The organism is Acidimicrobiales bacterium, assembly GCA_041394185.1.
GTDB lineage: Bacteria > Actinomycetota > Acidimicrobiia > Acidimicrobiales > Poriferisodalaceae > JAAETH01.
Genome location: JAWKIQ010000001.1, coordinates 145600 through 165720 on the forward strand (window position 1 = coordinate 145600; position 20121 = coordinate 165720).

Consider the following 20121-nt stretch of genomic DNA (forward strand, 5'->3'; position numbering starts at 1 on the left):
CCCACCAGAGCCCGGAGAGTCAAGGTTCTGACTTCGTCCGGTGCGCTAGTTTCGGGAACCATGGTGGGAGCACACCAGGGCGGGCCGACGACATGAACCACGACGTAATCGAGGCCCAATCATTCTGGGACTGTGTCATGTCGATGCGCCGTGACGACTCGTACCTGGGCAACCTGATGGAGACTCTCGCCGAGCTGCGGTCCCAGCCGTTCCAGAACCCGAAGTTGCAGACCCATGATGTTGGCACGGCGCGGAACGGCAAGAAGGTCTATAGCTCCGACGTTGGCGGGCGGCGCTCGGACAGGCGACTGATCTGGCAGCTCTTCAACAACACGATTGTTGTGCTCCTCTACGGCACGCACGCGGTGCTAGATCGCGCTAAGCGGATGCGGATCGACTTCGACCCGAATGACCGGGTAGTCACTGTTTTCGAGCAGACTTCCGATGCCTCTGACGAGCGGCCGTATCACCTCGAGCGCCAGAGCATTGGAAAGCTTTTCATGGCATGGACCGACGCGGAGCTTGCCGAGCTCGGTTTCCCGGAGCCAACGGTCGCTGTGATGCGCGGCGTGAACACCGATAGCGAACTCCTCGACCTCGAAGGGTCGATGGATGCCGCTCACTTCGAGATGGCCTTCAACCTTGTCGCGTTTGGCAATGCGTCTGGTGAAGAAGCGGCCCGCGCCGAGCGGGAGGCCCTTCCTGAACCCACACCGGCCGACAAGCCCGAGGTGACAGATGAGGATCGCGAGCTCGAGCTGCAGCTGACCGACCCGAGGGCGGGGGCGTGGTTTACTCGGACCGAGCCGGAGTTCCTTCGTGAGGTGATGTCCAAGCCGATCGAGGACTGGATGATCTTCCTGCACCCCGATCAGCGGACGATTGTCACCAGGAACTTCGAAGGCCCAGCGCAGGTCAGAGGATCCGCCGGGACAGGCAAGACGGTGGTTGGACTACATCGCGCAGCGTGGCTGGCCGAGCGCAACCGAGAAGCCGGCGAGCAGAAGCCCCTCCTCTTCACAACGTTCATCAAGTCGCTGCCGCCGGTGTTCGAAGCGCTCTATCTCCGGCTGCCCGGCACTCGAGCCGGCGAGGTCGAGTTCGTTCATATCGATCGCTTGGCAAGTCAGATCTGTACGGCTGCCGATGATCGACTTGTAACGGCCCCGAAGGAAATCGACGCAGCTTTTGAGGCCGCATATCGGCGCCATGTATACCCGGGGACCCCGCTTGGGGAGGCGGGCTTCACGAAGCAATACGTTCGAGACGAGATCACTGCCGTCATCAAGGGCCGTGCGATCAGTTCGCTTGATGAGTATCTCGAGATCCGCCGGACAGGCCGCAAGGCCCCGATGGGGTCGCAACAGCGGAGCCATGTCTGGCAGGTCATGGAGGAGTGGGATGCCGATATGGCCAGGCGCGGGACGGTTGATTTCCCCGACGTCGTGCTTCGCGCCAGAGACCACGCCCGCAATCTTCCGCAGGCCCGCTACTCGGGAGTCGTAGTTGACGAGGCGCAGGACCTGTCGCTCGCCGGCCTCCAACTGATCCGGGCGCTCGCAAATGCTCCGGACCTTGTGGACCGCGCCAACGGGCTCCTACTCCTCGGCGATGGCGCCCAACGGATCTACACAGGCGGATTTACGCTGAGACAAGCGGGGCTTGAGGTACGCGGCCGCTCGTCGGTCCTGCGCACGAACTATCGCAACACCCGGCAGATACTGAGCGCAGCGATGGCCGTGGCTGGAGAAGCTGAGGTCGACGACTTGGGCGAGACCTTCCGCCGGGGCGAGGCGCCGGTAGATGCGCTCCGCTCGGCATCGGCACCCCTCTTGATAGAAGCGGCCTCGTTCGATGACCAGCTCAGCTACCTAGCGGAGTCGGTTGGGAAACTGGTCGACCACGACACATTCGCAACCGGCGACATCGGCATCCTTGTTCCCACCAACAGGATGGTCAGCCAAGTAGTCGCTCGATTGTCGTCCGAACGTATCCCGGCGCAGGATCTGGCGAAATACGACGGCCAACCAAGCGACCTTGTCAAGGTTGGTACGTACCACCGGGCCAAGGGTCTCGAGTTCAAGGCCGTATTCCTGCCGGGCCTATCCGACGGAACATTCCCTCGCGAGGCAGATCCAGGCCAACCAGTCGAAGAGGCGACCGAAGCTGAGGAGCTCGCCTTGTCGCAGCTCTTCGTGGCGATGACCCGGGCGAGGGACCTGTTGGTTGCGCTGTACAACGGCAAGCCCAGTTCGGCGCTGGCGTCACACCTGGACGTGTTCGAGCGAGTCGAGGCATGAGCTGTCACGTCTTGTCGCTACAGAACATTGGCCGCGCGTTGAGCGACCGGAGGTAATTGGCGTTGGACGTGTTCAAGCTCAGAGAGGACCTGATCGGTAGCTATCGCCAGTACGCGACCAGCTTCCTCTCGATCAAGGACCAACGCATCCTCGACCATGTGAGCGAGGCATTCGACGCGGGCAGGCTCTGGCCCCCTCCGATGATCGGCCTAAACCCCTCGTTTCAACCTGGCGGGACGATCGACGAACTCGTAGGCGAAGGAATACTCCATCCACAGTGCTCGCAGATCTTCAGGGTCGACAAAGACGGACAGGACCTACTCGGCCGCCCGATGACGCTCCATCAGCACCAGACCGATGCGATCCACGCTGCCGCCGCCGGTGAGAACTACGTCCTCACAACGGGCACCGGGTCAGGTAAGAGTCTCAGCTACATAGTCCCGATCGTCGACCACGTCCTCAGAACCGGGTCGGGCAACGGTGTCAAGGCGATTGTCGTCTACCCCATGAACGCGCTCGCCAACAGTCAGCTTGAAGAGCTGAGCAAGTTTCTCGACCACGGCCCATGGGGACGCAAGCGGCCGGTCACATTCGCTCGCTATACCGGCCAGGATGACCGCGACGCCCGCGATGAGCTGCTGCGTCAGCCGCCGGACATCATCCTCACGAACTACGTGATGCTCGAGCTGATCCTGACGCGCTACACCGATCGTCGCCTCGTTCGCAGCCTCGGCGATCTGCGGTTCTTAGTACTCGACGAACTCCACACCTATCGGGGGCGTCAAGGTGCTGACGTCTCGCTGCTGGTGAGGCGGCTTCGCGAGGCGGCGGGTTCGCCGGACCTCCTCTGCGTGGGCACCTCGGCGACGATGTCCAGCGAAGGCGGCTACGACGAGCGACAGGCGAAGGTCGCCGATGTCGCATCGACCATCTTTGGCTCGACCGTGTCGCCGGGGCGAGTCATTGGCGAGACGCTGATTCGTGCCACCAACGAACAATCGCCTGACGATCCAGCGTTTGCCGCTGCCCTCAGCGAAAGAGTCGCGGCTGGAGGTCCGCCTCCCACCGATCACGCATCCCTCGTTGCAGATCCCCTCTCGAGCTGGATCGAGTCGACATTCGGTCTGGTGGAGGAAGATGACCGCCTAGTTCGTGCGGTGCCACGTTCGATTGAAGGTGAGGGTGGCGCTGCGAAAGACCTCAGCCAGTTGACAGGCCAAGACCCGGGTCGGTGTGCGCAGGCGATTAGGGAACAGCTGCTCGCCGGATACGACACTCCCGACGAGCGCGGCTTTCCATCGTTCGCTTTCCGGCTGCATCAGTTCTTGAGCCGTGGCGACACGGTCCACGCGTCGCCCGAGACTCCGGCCGAGCGCTACCTCTCGCTCACCCGTCAGCGATTCGTGCCGGGGTCTTTGCGGTCGAAAGTCCTTCTGCCCCTCGCGTTCTGCCGTGAATGCGGGCAGGAGTACTACGTCGTGCGCTCCACGCCAGGACCAGCAGGGTCGGTGCTCAGCCCTCGCGACATCGGAGACGCGGTCGACGACGATGCTGGGCGGGCTGGCTTTGTCTACATCAGCAGCAGTCAGCCTTGGCCCGACTCGCAAGATGACGCGAACGATCGGCTTCCTGCCGAGTGGTTCGACGACCAGGGCAAGCTCAGGTCGAACCGGCGTGATGACGTTCCAAAGCAGATCGAGATCACCCCCGCAGGCGAGGTCGGCGACGGGGGAACGGTTGCCTGGTGGGTTCCTACACCGTTCCGCTTCTGCCTTTCGTGCGGAGTGTCGTATGCCGGCCGACTTGGCCGCGACTTCGGTCGGCTGAGCACCCTCGGCTCCGACGGCCGCTCGACCGCAACCACCATCATGTCCCTGGCAGCTGTCCAGCACCTTCGCCGCTCTGCAGATCTACCGGCCAAGGCGAAGAAGCTTCTCTCCTTCACCGACAACCGCCAGGATGCTTCGCTTCAAGCGGGCCATTTCAACGACTTCGTCCAGGTGACCTTGCTCAGGGCGGCGCTGTACAACGCGGCCCTCGCCGCGGGCCCCGAAGGGCTGCGACACGATGAGCTGGCCCAGAAGGTCTTTGACGCTCTCGCGTTGCCGTTCGAGGACTATGCGAGCGAGCCCGAGCTGAAGGGCTTTGCGAGAACCGACACCGATCGCGCGCTGCAGGGCGTTCTCGCCTATCGGGTATACCGAGACCTCGAACGCGGGTGGAGGCTCACCCAGCCGAACCTCGAACAGACAGGCCTGCTGGAGATCGAGTACGAGTCGCTCACCGAACTGGCAGCAGATGAGGACGAGTGGCGGCAAGCCCATCCCGCGCTCGCCGAGGCGACTCGAGAGACCCGTGAGTTCGTGCTTCGAGTTCTCCTCGACACGATCAGGCGTGAGCTTGCGGTCAAGGTCGAAGCCATGGAGGCTGAGGAGCAAGAGCGAATCAAGAGCAGGTCGAATCAACGCCTCGCCGGGCCCTGGGCAGTCGCCGAGGAAATGCTTCGCCCGGCGCCTGTGGTTACCCCACGCAGCAGTGGCGGCAAGAAGGCGCAGGACACCTACTACGTCTCGTCACGCAGCGGCTACGGCCAGTTCCTGCGTCGAGCGAGTGCGCTGGGGTCGTTCGGCAGGCTGACCCTTCAAGACACAGACGAGATCATCGTCCAGCTCTTCGAAGCTCTTCGGCACTACGGCCTCTTGGCAGCGCTTGGCGAACCGGGGCCCGAAGGCGAGTACCAGCTCCCCGCGGCTGCGATGCGATGGGTTGCAGGCGACGGTACGACGCCATACCAAGACCACATCCGCATGCCTAATGCCAGCCCAGATCGAAGGGTCAACGAGTTCTTCGTCGACCTCTACACCAGCGTTGGCGACACTCTTCAGAAGGTTGAGGCTCGCGAACACACTGCGCAAGTGCCCTACGAGGAACGGCTCGACCGCGAGGAGAGGTTCCGGTCTGCGGAGCTCCCGGTGCTGTACTGCTCACCGACCATGGAGCTCGGGGTCGACATCTCCCAGCTCAACGTCGTCAACATGCGCAACGTGCCACCGACGCCAGCGAACTACGCCCAGCGCTCTGGTCGAGCGGGACGCAGCGGCCAGCCCGCTCTTGTGTTTACGTACTGCGCCGCGGGCAACTCTCACGATCAGCACTACTTCAAACACCCGGAACAGATGGTTTCCGGACAGGTCGAGGCGCCCCGACTGGACCTTGCCAACGAAGACCTACTCCGAGCGCACATCCACGCCGTCTGGTTGGCCGAGAGCGGCCTCGACCTCGGCAAGTCGATGACCGATGTCCTCGACCTCGGCCAGGACGTGGACGTACCGCCTCTCTTCCCGAACGTTCTGGGTTACCTCGGTGACGATGCGACTCGAAGCCGGGCCAAGGCACGCGCTGAAGCTGTCATCGCCGACATGGGAGACCGGCTGGCCGAGGCTCGGTGGTGGCACGAAGGCTGGCTCGATGAGACGCTCGACGAGGTAGCCAAGCAGTTCCAGACGGCTCTCGACCGCTGGCGGGCGCTCTACAAGGCGGCTCTTCAGCAGGCGCGAGAACAGTCAAAGATCAAGCAGTCCGCAAGCACCTCAGCATCCGACAAGCGGATGGCCGACCGGCTTCGTCGCGAGGCCGAGAATCAGCTGGACCTGCTGCGGGCCGAGAGCGACAACCGAAATCAGTCCGACTTCTACACCTACCGCTACTTCGCGGCAGAGGGCTTTCTCCCTGGCTACTCGTTCCCAAGGCTTCCGTTGTCGGCGTTCATACCCGGACGTCGTAGCCGAGGCAGCGACCCCGAATTCCTACAGCGCCCTCGGTTCCTTGCGATCAGCGAGTTCGGTCCGCAGAGCCTCGTGTATCACGAAGGAGCCCGCTATCGGATCAACCGGGTGATCCTGCCGGTCGAGGACCTCGCTATCGACGATGGTGGAATCGCCACCCAGCAGGCGAAGCAATGCGACTCCTGCGGCTATCTGCACCCGTTGACAGGCTCCGTTCATCCGGACATGTGCGTGAGATGCGGGGTCGAGCTTCCACCGCCACTCCAGAACCTGTTCCGCCTGCAGAACGTTTCCACCGTGCGGCGCGATCGCATCACGTCTGACGAGGAAGAGCGCCAGCGCAAGGGGTACGAGATTATCTCGGGTGTTCACTTCGCCGAGCGAGACGGCGAGCTGTCGGTCAGTGAGGCCACAGTTTCCGACTCCGACGGCAACGCTCTCCTGCATCTCGCATATGGGGACACCGCCACCATCTGGCGAGTCAACCTGGGCTGGCGACGACGCCGGACCAAAGAACAGCTCGGGTTCGTGCTCGACATCCAGCGCGGCTACTGGAGCAACGCAAATGACGCCGAAGCTGAGGACAACGATGACCCGATGTCGAATCAGACCAAGAGGGTCATTCCGTATGTTGAGGATTCCAGGAACGTCCTGCTGATCCAGCCCATAGTCGACCTCTCGACAGAGCAAATGGCTTCGCTGCAAGCCGCCCTCAAGGTGGCATTCCAGGTCGTGTTCCAGCTCGAGGACGACGAGGTGGCCGCCGAGCCACTGCCGGGTGTCGATAGCCGCAACCTCTTGCTCTTCTACGAGTCGGCCGAAGGCGGCGCCGGAGCGCTTCGCCGCCTCATCGAGGAACCGGCGTTGTGGCATCGCGTGGCGGCCGAAGCGATGCTGCGCTGTCATATCGACCCAGTCACTGAGACCGAGCTCAAGACCCTCAGCGGCGAGGACTGTGAAGCAGCCTGCTACGACTGCCTTCTGTCCTACAGGAACCAGACCGAGCATCAACTTCTCGACCGCCACGCGGCCTTGCCGCTTCTGCGTCGCCTTCGTTCAGCTCAACTGGTAGGCACCGCGGCGGCCAAACCCAAGGAAGACGGGCATGTTGAATCGGCGCTCGACCAAGAGTTCCTCGACTTCTTGCGCGCTGGCGGGTTCAAGTTGCCCGACAAGCATCAAGCCGAGGTCGACCAGGCGAGTGCAACCGTCGACTTTCTGTACGTGGATCAGCGGGCCGCCGTCTTCATCGACGGGCCCCACCACGTTCCGGACGAGGCCGACGCAGCGGTCGACGAACGCCTGAGAGCGCTGGGTCTGACAGTCATCCGATTCGGCCATCAGGCTGACTGGCCTCAACGGGTCGACTCATTCGCTCGTGTATTTGGAGGAGGGAACCAACAGTGACCTTTGCGACTGGTGCGCTGGTGAAGGCGCGAAACCGCGAATGGGTCGTGCTACCCGAGTCAACCGACGAGCTGGTCATCGTGCGGCCCCTCGGCGGCACCGACCACGAGATCACCGGGATTCTCACCGCACTCGAGACGGTTGAACCCGCGAGTTTCGATCTTCCGACGCCCGACCAACTAGGCGACTATCGCTCGGCGCGAATGCTGCGCGATGCGCTTCGGCTCGGCTTTCGCTCAAGCGCCGGGCCGTTCCGGTCGGTAGCCAAGATTGCGGTCACGCCCCGCCCCTACCAGATCGTTCCGCTGTTGATGGCGCTCAAGCTCGACCCGGTCCGATTGTTGATTGCCGACGACGTCGGGATCGGTAAGACGATCGAATCGACGCTGGTGGCCAAGGAGCTGCTCGAGCAAGGCGATGCTCGGAAGCTCTGCGTGCTCTGCCCTCCGCATCTGGCCGAACAGTGGCAGACCGAATTGGCCGAGAAGTTCCACATCGATGCCGAGCTGGTCCTCAGCTCAACCGCGGCCCGCCTTGAACGCGGCCTCGGGCACGACCAGTCGATCTTCGACGTTTACGACCACACCGTCGTGTCGATCGACTTCATCAAGTCAGACCGTCGCCGCGACGACTTCATTCGAGCCTGCCCCGAGTTGGTCATCGTCGACGAGGCCCACACCTGCGCCGATGCTGCAGAGGGGTCGGGAGCCAGGCACCAACGCTTTCAGCTCATCCACGATCTGGCGGCCGACCCCGACCGGCACATGATTCTCGTGACCGCTACCCCGCACTCTGGCAAGGAGGGGTCGTTCCGAAGCCTCCTCTCGCTTCTTGATCCGAAGTTCGAGAACCTGCCTGACTCGCTAGCCGGCGACCAGAACCGGCAGCAACGCGAGGAGCTTGCCCGACACCTGGTGCAGCGCCGCCGCGGCGACATTCGCCGATACCTCGAGGTCGACACGAAGTTCCCCGACCGCAAGGAGAGCGAAGCCACCTACGCGCTCTCGGGCGCCTATCGAGACCTCTTTGGAGAGGTGCTCGACTTCGCTCGCGAGACCGTCCGCACGGCAGAGGGTCATCGGCAGCGAGTGCGCTGGTGGTCGGCGTTGGGGCTGCTTCGAGCGCTCGCGTCGAGTCCAGCGGCGGCAGCGGCGACGATGCGTACGCGGGCTTCGGTAGCTGCATCGTCCACCGAGAAGGAGGCCGACGAGATTGGCCGCCAGACGGTCCTCGACCTCGATGAGGCTGAGGAGGGTGTCGATGTAGTTCCCGGGAGCGACAGCGAGGATTCTTCTGACAACCAGGTGACCCGGCGGCTACGGAGCCTCGCTCTGTCGGCCGACGCATTGGCCGGCGACGGCGACCGGAAGCTTCTCGATGCGGTCAAGATCGTCAAAGGCCTGCTCGATGACGGATTCAACCCCATCGTGTTTTGTCGGTTCATCGAAACTGCGGAATATGTCGCTGCTCAACTTCGCGACCGGCTGCCGAAGAAGCTCGGCGTCGAGGTTGAAGCGGTCACTGGGCGCATCCCATCGGCTGACCGTGAGGCTCGGGTTGAGGCGCTCGGAGGGCACGACCGCCGTGTTCTGGTCGCCACCGATTGCCTTAGTGAAGGCATCAACCTGCAGGATCATTTCTCTGCCGTGGTGCACTACGACCTTCCGTGGAACCCAACCCGGCTCGAGCAAAGGGAAGGACGCGTTGATCGCTTCGGTCAGCCATCGCCCGAGGTGCGTGTGCTCACCTACTACGGGGCCGACAACCAGATCGACGAGACGGTGCTTGAGGTGCTCTTGCGCAAGCACGTCAAGATTCGCAACGCACTCGGCGTGTCGATTCCGGGCCCTGGCAACACCGGCGATGTGATCGAGGCGCTGGCCGAGACACTCTTCGAACGGGTCGACACCGCCATCGAAGAGCGGCTTCCCGGCTTCGACGAGATCATCCGACCGACCACTGACCAGCTGCACCTCGAGTGGGACGCGGCCGAGGAACGCGAGCGTCAGTCGCGCTCGGTCTTTGCCCAACACACCATCGACCCTGCCGAGGTGGCCGAGGAGCTAGCAGCGGTTCAGAAAGCTGTCGGTTCGGGAACTGAAGTGGAGCAGTTCGTTCGGACCGCTACGGCGGCCTACGGGGGTATTGCGACGGCCAAAACGCCAACGACTCTCGAACTGGGTGAGACGCCCAGGGCCTTTCGCGATGCGCTCGGCCTAACCGGAGACAGCGCCCGCGTCCGTGCCGCGTTCGACTTGCCCGTGCCCGATGGTGTTTCCTACCTATCGCGAACGCACCCGCTCGTGTCAGGGCTCGCAGGCCACGTGCTCGACGAAGCACTCGATCCTCAACTGAAGGGTCGGGCGGCCCGAGCAGGCGTCATCGAGACCTCGCTCGTCGATGAGATGACCACCCTCTTCCTCTGCCGGTTCCGGATGAACCTGGTCGCCGAGAGCCGGCAAGGCCAATCGGCGATGTTGGCAGAAGACGCAGTGCTGTTGGGCTTCACCGGCAGCGCCACGTCGCCCAGATGGGTCAGTGCGGACCTAGCCGAGACCCTCCTCGATATTCGACCCGACGCCAACGTCAACGAGGCGCTCCAACGAGAGCGCATCGCCGAAGTGATCGCTGCCGAACCAACTTGGCGACCCGAGCTAGACGACGCCGCACGAAGACGGGCCGACGAACTGGTCCAGGCACACGCAAGGGTGCGAGAAGCCGCAGGCCGCCGCGGCGGCACGCTAGCTCGCTACCGAGCCGAGCCTCAGCTGCCCGCCGACGTGCTCGGCATCTACGTCTATCTGCCGAGGTTGGCCCTGTGAGCAACTTCACCGCAATCACATCCGTCGGCGGCCTATTGCCATCAGACCTACTCGGCGAAGTCGCCAGCGGATCGCAACAGCTCGAAGGCACCACCCCCGAGACCTACGGGCTAGTACCGGGCGAACGGCTGAACGACCACATCACCCGAAGCTGGAATCGCCTCACAACCATCTGGACCATCTTCAAAGCTCAGCTCAACCAGCTGCCCGAATCGGAGCTGACGGCAACCACGCTCACGCGAAAGATGGTTGCGACCGCTGCTCGACGAGCTCGGATTCGCAGGCCTTGCTCAGGCCCGGGCAACCAGCATCGATGGCAAGGAATACGCGATCTCCCACGAGTGGGGTGCATCGGTTGCCGTACATCTCCTCGGGGCAAGAGTGCCCATCGACCGCCGATCGCCCCGCGTCCCGGGCGCCGCAAAGAGCTCGCCTCACGGCCTGGTTCAGGAATTCCTGAATCGCAGCGACGCTCACCTCTGGGCTGTCGTAAGCAACGGGCACACACTCAGGTTGTTGCGCGACAATGCCTCGCTAACTCGACAGGCGTACGTGGAGTTCGACCTACAGGCGATCTTCGAGGGCGAGCTCTACAGCGACTTCGCGTGCCTCTGGCTCTCGTGCCACCGCACACGGTTCGAAGGCGACCCGCCCGCGACATGCCTGCTCGAGCGATGGAGCCATCATGCTGCAACGTCAGGCACCCGCGCACTCGACCGCCTCCGCGACGGAGTCGAGGCCGCCATCCAAAGCCTGGGCGAAGGGTTTCTAACCCACCCTGCCAACGGTGACCTGCGGCAGCGTCTAACGGACGGCTCGCTCACCACGGCCGAATATCAGCGTCAGCTCCTCCGAGTGGTCTACAGGCTGTTGTTTCTTCTCGTGGCCGAGTCGCGCGACCTTCTTCTCGCCCCGGGAACCGACGAACAAACCCGAGCTCGATACCGAGAGCACTACTCGGTCCAACGGATTGCACGCCTAGCGCGGGTTCGTCGCGGATCGACTCACGACGACCTATGGGCCGGCCTTCAAGTCACGATCAGCGCACTGTGGCGCGACGGTGAACCGGCACTCGGACTCTCGGCGTTGGGAAGCTTCCTCTGGTCTCCCGCCAGCACGGCGGCACTCTCGGAGGCCCGCCTCGACAACGCCCATCTCCTCGAGGCGGTGAGGCGTCTCACCCTCACCCGCGACGCCGAAGCCAAGACCGACCGCACCGTGGACTACCGCAACCTCGGCGCCGAGGAACTTGGGTCGATATACGAGAGCCTGCTTGAGCTGCACGCCCAGGTCGACGTTGCGGCCCGCACCTTCGCCCTAGGGTCGGCTGCGGGCAACGAACGCAAGACCACCGGGAGTTATTACACGCCCACCAGCCTCATCAATGAGCTACTTGATTCGGCTCTGGACCCAGTACTCGATGAAGCAGCCAGTAGCGCCGACCCCGAGGCGGCCATCCTTGGCCTTTCGGTGCTCGACCCCGCGTGTGGATCGGGGCACTTCCTAATCGCGGCAGCAAACCGAATTGCCCAGCGCCTCGCCAGCGTTCGAGCAGGCGGCATCGAACCCGCACCTGACCAGGTCCGAACTGCATTGCGCGACGTCGTCGGCCGGTGCTTGCACGGTATCGATATCAACCCGATGGCCGTCGAGCTGTGCAAGGTCAGCCTGTGGCTCGAAGCGACCGAACCCGGAAAGCCCCTCAGCTTCCTCGACCACCGGATCGTGTGCGGCAACGGACTGCTCGGCACAACGCCACGGCTTCTCGCCGACGGCATACCCGATGAGGCCTTCCAGGCCCTCGCAGGTGACGACAAGACCATCGTCAATGCTCTGAAGAAGAAGAACAAGAAGGAACGGGCGGGCCAGGCGACTCTGAGTTTGATCGACGATTCGGTTGCTTCCGCTGCCGATCCTGTTGCTGCGGCAATTGCGGCCATCGATGCGCTTCCTGATTCCACTGCACCTCAGGTCACCCGAAAGTCAGAACTCTTCGCCGAGCTTGAGCAATCACCCGAGGCCGCGCGGGCGAGACTCTCTGCAGACGCTTGGTGCGCTGCGTTTGTCGCCCCGAAGTCTTCAGGTGAGCCGCCGATCACCTCGGCGACGGTTAGGGACATCCTCGATCACACCAGGCCGGTTTCCGCCGACGTAGTCGAACGGGTTCGGTCACTCGCCGACGAGTTCGGTTTCCTTCACCCCCATCTGGCCTTTCCCGACGTCATCTCTGTTCCCGACGATCTCGACGACGCGACCAACTCGCGCACGGGCTGGAGCGGCGGCTTCAGCGTGGTTCTCGGAAATCCGCCGTGGGACATGGTTCAACTCAGCGAAAAAGAGTTCTTCGCCGGACGCCAACCCGAGATAGCCGAAGCTGCCGGGGCTACCCGAAAGCGGCTGGTAGCGAAGCTGGAAGTTGAGGATCCGGGTCTCTTCCACGCGTACGCGACGGAACTGCGACACGTTGACGGCCTTCGCCACTTCTTGGGGAAGTCCGGACGTTTCCCGCTGTGTGGACGGGGAAAGATCAACACCTACTCGGTGTTCGCCGAGACGATGCGTGACGCCACAGGCCCCGCCGGACGCGTCGGCGTCATCGTGCCCTCGGGTATAGCCACCGACGACACCACCAAGTTCTTCTTCCAAGACATCGTCGAACGCCGGAACCTCGCCAGCCTTTTCGACTTCGAGAATCGCAATGCGATCTTCCCGGGGGTTCACCGCAGCTACAAGTTCTGCCTGCTGACGCTCGCAGGCGACGAGCGGCCGGTCGACGAAGCCGAGTTCGTCTTCTTCGCGCTCGACACCGCCGACCTCAACGACCCAGAGCGTCGCTTCACCCTCACACCCGAGGACTTTGCGCTCCTCAACCCCAACACCCGCACCTGCCCCATCTTCCGAACCCGCCGCGACGCCGAGATCACCAAGGGCATCTACCGCCGCGTCCCCGTGCTGGTAGAGGAAGGCCCACCCGAGAAGAACCCCTGGGGTGTCACGTTTAGGCAGGGGCTGTTCAACATGACCAGCGACTCGCACCTGTTCCGCACCCGCGAGCAGCTCGAAGCCGACGGCTGGACCCTCCGCGGCAACATCTTCACCAAAGGCGACGACCGCTACCTCCCGCTCTACGAAGCCAAGATGGTTGACTTCTTCGACCACCGTGCAGCGGACGTGGTGTTGAGCAAGACGGCCGCGGTGCGTCAAGGCCAGCCCTCCCCCTCATGATGAAGGAGAAGGAGCGAGCCGATCGCCTGGCAATGCCTCGTTCGTGGGTCCCGGAACGGGCAGCCTTGGCTGTTGCCGAGGGCGAGAGCACCGATTGGCTAGCTGGCGTTCGCGACCTCACCAGTCCTACAAACGAGCGAACCTCGATACCGGTCTTGCTCCCCTTCGCCGGAGTTGGCGACACGATTCAGCTCGTTTGGTCGCGACTTGGTGACTGGCCTATAGCGCTGGCTGCCATGGGTTCGTTCGCCTTCGACTACGTAGCCCGCCAGAAGGTGGCCGGCATTCACCTGCGTGCCTTCACCCTTAAGCAGCTCCCGGTACCGGGTCCGGATCAGGTCGCTGATTTGGGCCAAATCCTCACGGCGGCGATAGCTGAACTCGCAGCCACTTCCTGGGACACCTCGCTGCTACGCCGATCCCTCGGAGCGCCGGACCCCCCCTCGCTGTGGAACGAGACCCGGCGCGAGCTGCTTCGCGCCGAGCTCGATGCAGCTTTTTTCCACATCTACGGGATGGCGCGACACGACGTCGACTACATCATGGACACGTTCCCGATTGTGCGTCGTAAGGATGAGGGCGAATACAGCGAGTACCGGACGAAGCGTCTGATTCTCGAGGTCTACGACCGTATGGCCGAGGCAATAACTAGTGGTCAGCCGTACGAGACGCTGCTCGACCCGCCTCCTGCCGACCCGTCGCTTTGCCATGACCCGAGCACGCGGCCTGACTGGGCGGACCTCTATTTGCCCAGCGATTGATGGTGGGGCGAGCACGTGTTGAACCATTCACGACGCAGCCGACGGAGTGTTCATGAGTAGCGACGGCGATGACGAGCCGATCTTCCATCTGTGGCGAGGTGAATGCAGCGGAACAGGTGTCCGCACCCCCAGCGGCTTTCTGGTGCATGCAGGCGCGGTCGGAAGGGTCGCGGAAACCCCTTCGTTCATATCTGACGCAGGCAAAGCGCGCCGTGCTGAGCTACTCGAGTCTGGCGCGATCCAGGTCGATGGTGAGCGCCTCGTGCTCCAGCGGGACCATGAGTTCACTTCGTCATCGGCGGCTGCAGCCACCTTCCTTGGTCGGAGTGCCAACGGGAACATCGAGTGGAAGCACGACTCTGGGCTGACGCTCGGTGAGTACGAGCGAGGGCAGGCCGACATGGCGGAACAGTCTTTTCGCCGTCGCTGGTACGAGGCTCATCGAGTTCGCTTCGAGGCGGACGGTGAGCGCTACCGCGCGGCACTGGCAAGGGCAGAGGGATTCGATGCAAGCGCGTCCGAGGCATTGGGTCTCCTTGACGGCCTTCGTCGGACGGGGGATCTTTCAGCCTTTCAGGAGTCGATGCAGGCCTGGGCCGTCAAACCGGGAACGCTGGCGTTCAACGGGTTCAGCGGCCAGATGATGCTGAACCAGCTGGTCAAACGCACCGAGGACCCGGCCGACCTTGCTTCACTACTCGTGGAATGCCTCACGATTCCCGGGTCCGACGAAGAAGCAACGGCGAAGATCTCGGCACTTGTTGACTACGTCGAGAGCATCCGGGTCGGCGCGCATCCCGCACCCGGGCACGTCCCGTTCCTTCTGTCGTACTTCTGGGGACTCGCGGACCACGACCGATGGCCGGTTATATGGGCCAGTGCAGCGGCCTACGTCGAGTACTCGACGGGCGACAAGCTTCCAACCGACCCGGCTGTGCGCTACTCGAAGTTCCTGGAGACTGTTCGCGAACTCGATGCTGGCAACGACGAGTTCGAGTCAACTGCGGCGTGGTGGCAGGAGGTGAAGCCTGTCTTCCTTGACGAGGTCCTCTGCGATCGGGCTGCATTTAACCTCGATCGCGACGGCTCTTCGTCTGAGCAACAGACGAAGAACGCCCGCGTGCTGGTCCGCATCGCGGCGGAGCTTGGAAACGAGTTGATCGATGATGTGGCGGCCGCAGTCGGCCGGGAGCTGAGCATCGGAAAGCCAGGCGTTGACTGGGTCAAGGATCACCCACGTGCCGACATGTGGGTCGACTGGTGGACCAAGGACGCTCCAGGGCTCGGGATGAGGGTGTGGGTAAACGAGCGAGGTGCCGCTGTTGCTCTTCGTCCCATGTTCAAACGCCAGGGCTGGTACGACGAGATCACACCAATCATTGCCGCCGCCAGGTTCGAAGGCTGCGAGGTACTGGGTGGCTCACAGTCGCGGATCGGCAGAGACGTCGGCTTCTTCGGTCGGAGTGGTGAGATCGTCTACGGGCGGTGGTACGACCGCGATGAGCTTGCGGACCTGGATCTTCGGGCGGCAGTGACGGAGGTGTCGGCCCAGCTCCAACCGCTGTTCGACGACCTGCTCGCACGTGCCCTCGGCGAGGCCGCGACCAAGCATGTCGACGACGACCCTCTGGAGCCCTTGGTTGCGCAGTTCCTCTCGGAGATGAACTACCCGACGCCGGCCCATGAGGAAGACCATGCTGATCGGCGTCGATTTGCCGAGTTGCTTGCTCCGGACGCACTTCCCCTGGCCGACATCGCCGAGCTACGGCGGATCTGGAACACCGGCCGGTACGGAAACCCGGGCCAGATGCCCGCCCTCAACCGGTCATTTAGGGACGCGTCGGCCGCTGAGTACGACCGCATGATCGACGCACTGTTGTACCTGTGCTGGGGAGACGACGAAGACGCCGAGCGGATCGACCGCATGTTGACTGACGAAGAGCTACGCATCAGCGGGCTTGGCGAGTCGGTCACCATGAAGCTGCTCGCAATCACCCAGCCCGATCGGTCCCTGCCGGTGTACCCCTACAGCGGGCCGAAAGGGAAGCGGCGCATGCTCCAGCGGCTTGGGCTGGAAGAGCCCGAAGGGACTCGCGGGCAGCTCCAAGTTGCGTCCAATGCTGCTCTCTACAGTCGCATGGAGGGGTTCTTCCCGGGTGACCCACTCGGAATGTCGGAGTTCCTCTACTGGTACCTCGAACATGAGGACGACGCTGACGTCGAGGGCGATGTTGATCTTCTCGCCGAGCTTGCTGACGAGTTGTTGGTTGATCGCAGCTTCTTGGCTGACATCGTGGCGCTGCTCGAGGACAAGGGGCAGATCATCTTCTACGGCCCACCCGGTACGGGGAAGACCTATCTTGCCCGCAAGCTTGCCGAGGTGTTGGCGCCCGACCCCAGCCGAAGAGCACTCGTCCAATTCCATCCATCGAGTTCGTACGAGGACTTCTTCGAGGGCTACCGCCCCGAAGCCGACTCGACAGGCGAGATGACCTATCGACTCACACCAGGCCCGCTGGCCTTGATGGCGGAGAAGGCAGCCGACGCACCGGGTCGGCGGCACCTGATGATCATCGACGAGATCAACCGGGCCAACCTGCCCAAGGTGTTCGGTGAGCTGTTGTTCCTGCTGGAGTACCGAGGCGAGAGTGTCCGGACGCTCTATCGCCCCGAGGATGCCTTTGAGCTTCCAAAGGACCTCTGGTTCATCGGGACCATGAACACCGCCGACCGTTCGATAGCACTTGTTGATGCTGCGCTGCGGCGTCGGTTCCATTTCATCCCCTTCTTCCCGAATCAGGGTCCGATGAAGGGGCTGCTCGAGCGGTGGATTGTGGACAAGAGTGAGCCGGAGTGGGTCTGGCAACTGGTCGCACAAGTGAACGACGAACTCGAGATCGCGCTCGGAGGGCCACACCTTCAGATCGGTCCGAGCCACTTCATGAAGACCGGTCTGACTCTCGACTCCATGCGGAGGATTTGGCAGTACAACATCGAACCGTTCATCGAGGACCAGTTCTTCGGTGACCGCCAGCAGATCGAGTTCTTCAGGTTCGATGCCGCTCACCAGCGATATCGCGATCTGTCGGGTGTGCAGGAACTCGAAGAGATGGAGGCTGCCGCCGAACGCGCCGTGGGTGAGCAGCCGACGGGTGGGGTTGGCGGGACGACCGCCGCCGAATCGTCGATAGTCGAGTGAGTCGCACGATCGAACTCGTCGAGTACGAATCGGTCTCGGTCGCGCTCTCGCGTGACGAGGCCAGGAAGCTCGACTTGGCAGCGCAGGGGGCGGTAGTCGTTGGGCTCGACGGTGAGAAGTACTCGATCACAGCCCAGAACTTCGTGGGCACAGTCGTAGTGGACGACCTTCGCATTCTCATCCGGCCGAAGATCCGACCCGAGAATCTGTTCCTGCTGCTAGAGGTCGGGCTTCCCGCAAGTGCTTGGCGCCAGGAGGCCTTCGACTACGAAACCAGCGCAGATCTGCTGCCATCGGTCGTCGCGTTCTTTGCCCGCACACTAGAGACGACTCTCGCTCGGGGAGTGCTTCGCTCATACCGCTCCGAGGAGGATCGTCTCGTTGCGCTGCGAGGGCGGATCGACATGGCAGGGCAGTTCCGCCAGGCCGGCGTCCGGATTCCGGTGGCCTGCAGGTTCGACGAGTACACATCCGATATCGCTGAGAACCGCTATCTGAAGGCCGCTGCCCGCGTTGCTCTTCGGGTACCAGGGGTCATGCCCGAGGATCGGCGACGATTGCTGCAGCAGGTGGTTGCGCTGGAGGATGTCGCCGACAGCGCGGTTCGTGCCGAGGATGCCGACCAGATATCGATCACCCGTTTGAACAGTCACTACGAACCGGCGTTGCGACTGGCCCGTGTCCTTCTTGCGAACCTGACGTTGGTTGATCAGCGGGGTGACCGCTCGGCCTCGTCGTTCCTCGTCGACATGAACCAGCTCTTCGAGGACTTCGTGACCCAGCGCCTGCGGCGTGAGTTGCGGGGTCGCCTTGAAGTGTCGGGTCAGTTCTCAACCCACCTCGGTGAGCGCCGGCAGGTTCCGATTCGACCGGATCTCGTCTTCCGGCGTCGCGGCGCCGAGGTGTTCGTCGCCGACATCAAGTACAAGCTCACTTCAGACGCCCGGGCGCGGACGAGCGACTACTACCAGCTACTGGCCTACACGACTGCGCTCGATCTCCCAGAGGGAGTACTGATCTACTGCATGGCGGACGGTGGCCGGCCCGAGCGTCAGGTCACCGTTCGTCATGCCGGCAAGATCCTTCACACTGTCGCAGTCGACCTGACCGGGCCGCCGGCTTCCGTTGCCGAGGCGATTGGCGAGCTAGGCAACTGGATCGATGAGCGGGCTCGTTCGTCTCGCTTGAGTTCGACTGTCCCAGCCCCTGGGTAGGTTCCCCAACGTCTTCCCCCGATCGAACGAGCGACATGAAGGGAAGACGATGTGTGCGAGCAGCGAGCTGAGGATCGGCCTGGCGAGTGGGGTCCGCTGGAGCGGGTGCTCAAGTTGTGGGCCGCGCGTGGCGGAACGTTGACCGCGTGGGACTTTACCTACCTAGGCGCAGACGAGACCGGACAAGGCATTTTCATCCACGGCTACCGCCATCGCCGAACGCGACGGTGTGTTTCGCTCGATGCACTTGGTCACGCCTTCAGATACGTGGCTCCGTCGGGCGACCATGGCGGAGGGTCATACCAGCCGCTTGGATCCCTTGACCGAGCTATGTCGCGAGTCGATCGTGAAGTTGCTCAGCCGGTCTCTCGCGGCTTCGCCTGTTGGCTGCTTGCCGAGTGAGGGTCCCTGTCCAGTCTCCCCGGGTGCCTTCCATCGAACCAGACCCTGCCGAGTTGACATAGGGGCAACACTCGAATGTCCCAGGTGCGGAGTAGGTTCGAGCGTGATGAGACTGTCTCGGCTGGTCGGATGGGCACTGGGTTGCCTCCTGGTCGTCGGCGTCGCGCGTTCCGCAAATCAGACCGCAAGCGGTGCATACGATCGAAGCGCGACAATCGAGGATCCGCGAGGAAGCCGCCGTGGCCCAGCCCTAGTAACGGTACTAACGGTAGCGCTCGGACTTGTGAGCGCCACGGCAGCCGTCGTGGCGGCAAAGGCAGCGCGCCACCGACGGCCCCGACGGAGTTGGTCCTTGCTGGCGGTGAGCTGATGACCCCAAGCGGAGAACCCAGGGGAGCTGTCGAGGTCTGCTGGGGAAGCATCGTCTCGCTCCGGACCGATGCTCTTCGTTGCTCGGCGGACATGTACGTGGACAGTCCGTACAGTCTGTTTGATCCGTGCTTCGACTCCATGTATTCCCACCACGTCTGGTGCCCAAGTCTCTCGGACTCGGGCGTATTGCTCGAGGTGATTGACAGATCGTCGGTCTCGAGAAGTGAGTGGGCCGAGCCAGAGCTGTCATACGGCGACCTGGACCCCTGGGGCCTTGAACTCGAAACAGGTGCGACATGCATCTTCTCGGGTGGCGCCACGGGAATGGCCGGTAACGACCGGGTTAACTATTTCTGCGATGACGGCACGGCCGTGCTCGGCCTGCCCGACAAGACTCCCGCGTCGTGGACCGTGCTTACGTCGATGCTCGATGGCGACGGGGTGTGGCTACCGCTGCTCGTCGTGCGGGCCTGGGTCTAGACGGCAGGCGAGTATCACCACTCGAGTCACAATGCCAGTGCCACCGATCACCACAGCGGCTCTGCGGTCCATCTTGCGCCGTCCAGGGGGAGCGAGCGCGTGGGGTGGTTAGTCGTGGAGGGCGATTGGTCCGATGAATTGTCGTCGGAGGAGA

Annotated in this window: 8 protein-coding genes; all 8 read left to right on the top strand. The window is 63.1% G+C overall.

The annotated features are described in order from the left end of the window. Positions 1-92 precede the first annotated feature (92 nt). The 8 genes from R2770_00705 to R2770_00740 all read left to right on the top strand — a co-directional run bounded on the left by R2770_00705 (position 93) and on the right by R2770_00740 (position 19967). Positions 93-2300, top strand: a complete 2208-nt coding sequence (locus tag R2770_00705; GenBank protein ID MEZ5278966.1) for a 3'-5' exonuclease — start codon at positions 93-95, stop codon at positions 2298-2300. A 68-nt stretch (positions 2301-2368) separates the two neighbouring features. Continuing rightward, positions 2369-7492, top strand: coding sequence for a DEAD/DEAH box helicase (locus tag R2770_00710; protein MEZ5278967.1), 5124 nt, complete (start codon positions 2369-2371; stop codon positions 7490-7492). Further along, on the top strand, positions 7489-10314 hold the full coding sequence (locus R2770_00715; GenBank protein MEZ5278968.1) for a helicase-related protein: 2826 nt from the start codon (positions 7489-7491) through the stop codon (positions 10312-10314). Before R2770_00710 ends, R2770_00715 begins: the two co-directional genes overlap by 4 nt. Before the next feature lie 249 nt (positions 10315-10563). Beyond that, on the top strand, positions 10564-13539 hold the full coding sequence (locus R2770_00720; GenBank protein ID MEZ5278969.1) for an N-6 DNA methylase: 2976 nt from the start codon (positions 10564-10566) through the stop codon (positions 13537-13539). A 236-nt stretch (positions 13540-13775) separates the two neighbouring features. Further along, positions 13776-14300, top strand: a complete 525-nt coding sequence (locus R2770_00725) for a hypothetical protein (GenBank protein ID MEZ5278970.1) — start codon at positions 13776-13778, stop codon at positions 14298-14300. Between the two features lie 583 nt (positions 14301-14883). Further along, on the top strand, positions 14884-17499 hold the full coding sequence (locus R2770_00730) for an AAA family ATPase (protein ID MEZ5278971.1): 2616 nt from the start codon (positions 14884-14886) through the stop codon (positions 17497-17499). After that, a complete protein-coding gene (locus R2770_00735) occupies positions 17496-18713 on the top strand; it encodes a hypothetical protein (GenBank protein ID MEZ5278972.1) in 1218 nt (405 codons plus the stop codon). The genes R2770_00730 and R2770_00735 overlap by 4 nt, the downstream gene beginning before the upstream one ends. A gap of 969 nt (positions 18714-19682) precedes the next feature. Continuing rightward, positions 19683-19967, top strand: coding sequence for a hypothetical protein (locus R2770_00740; GenBank protein ID MEZ5278973.1), 285 nt, complete (start codon positions 19683-19685; stop codon positions 19965-19967). Positions 19968-20121: the final 154 nt, after the last annotated feature.

Excerpts from the sequence above, each read along its gene's own strand:
- R2770_00705 (MEZ5278966.1), top strand. The coding sequence starts at position 93 with ATGAACCACGACGTAATCGAGGCCCAATCATTCTGGGACTGTGTCATG.
- R2770_00725 (MEZ5278970.1), top strand. The coding sequence starts at position 13,776 with ATGGGTTCGTTCGCCTTCGACTACGTAGCCCGCCAGAAGGTGGCCGGC.
- R2770_00730 (MEZ5278971.1), top strand. The coding sequence starts at position 14,884 with ATGCAGGCCTGGGCCGTCAAACCGGGAACGCTGGCGTTCAACGGGTTC.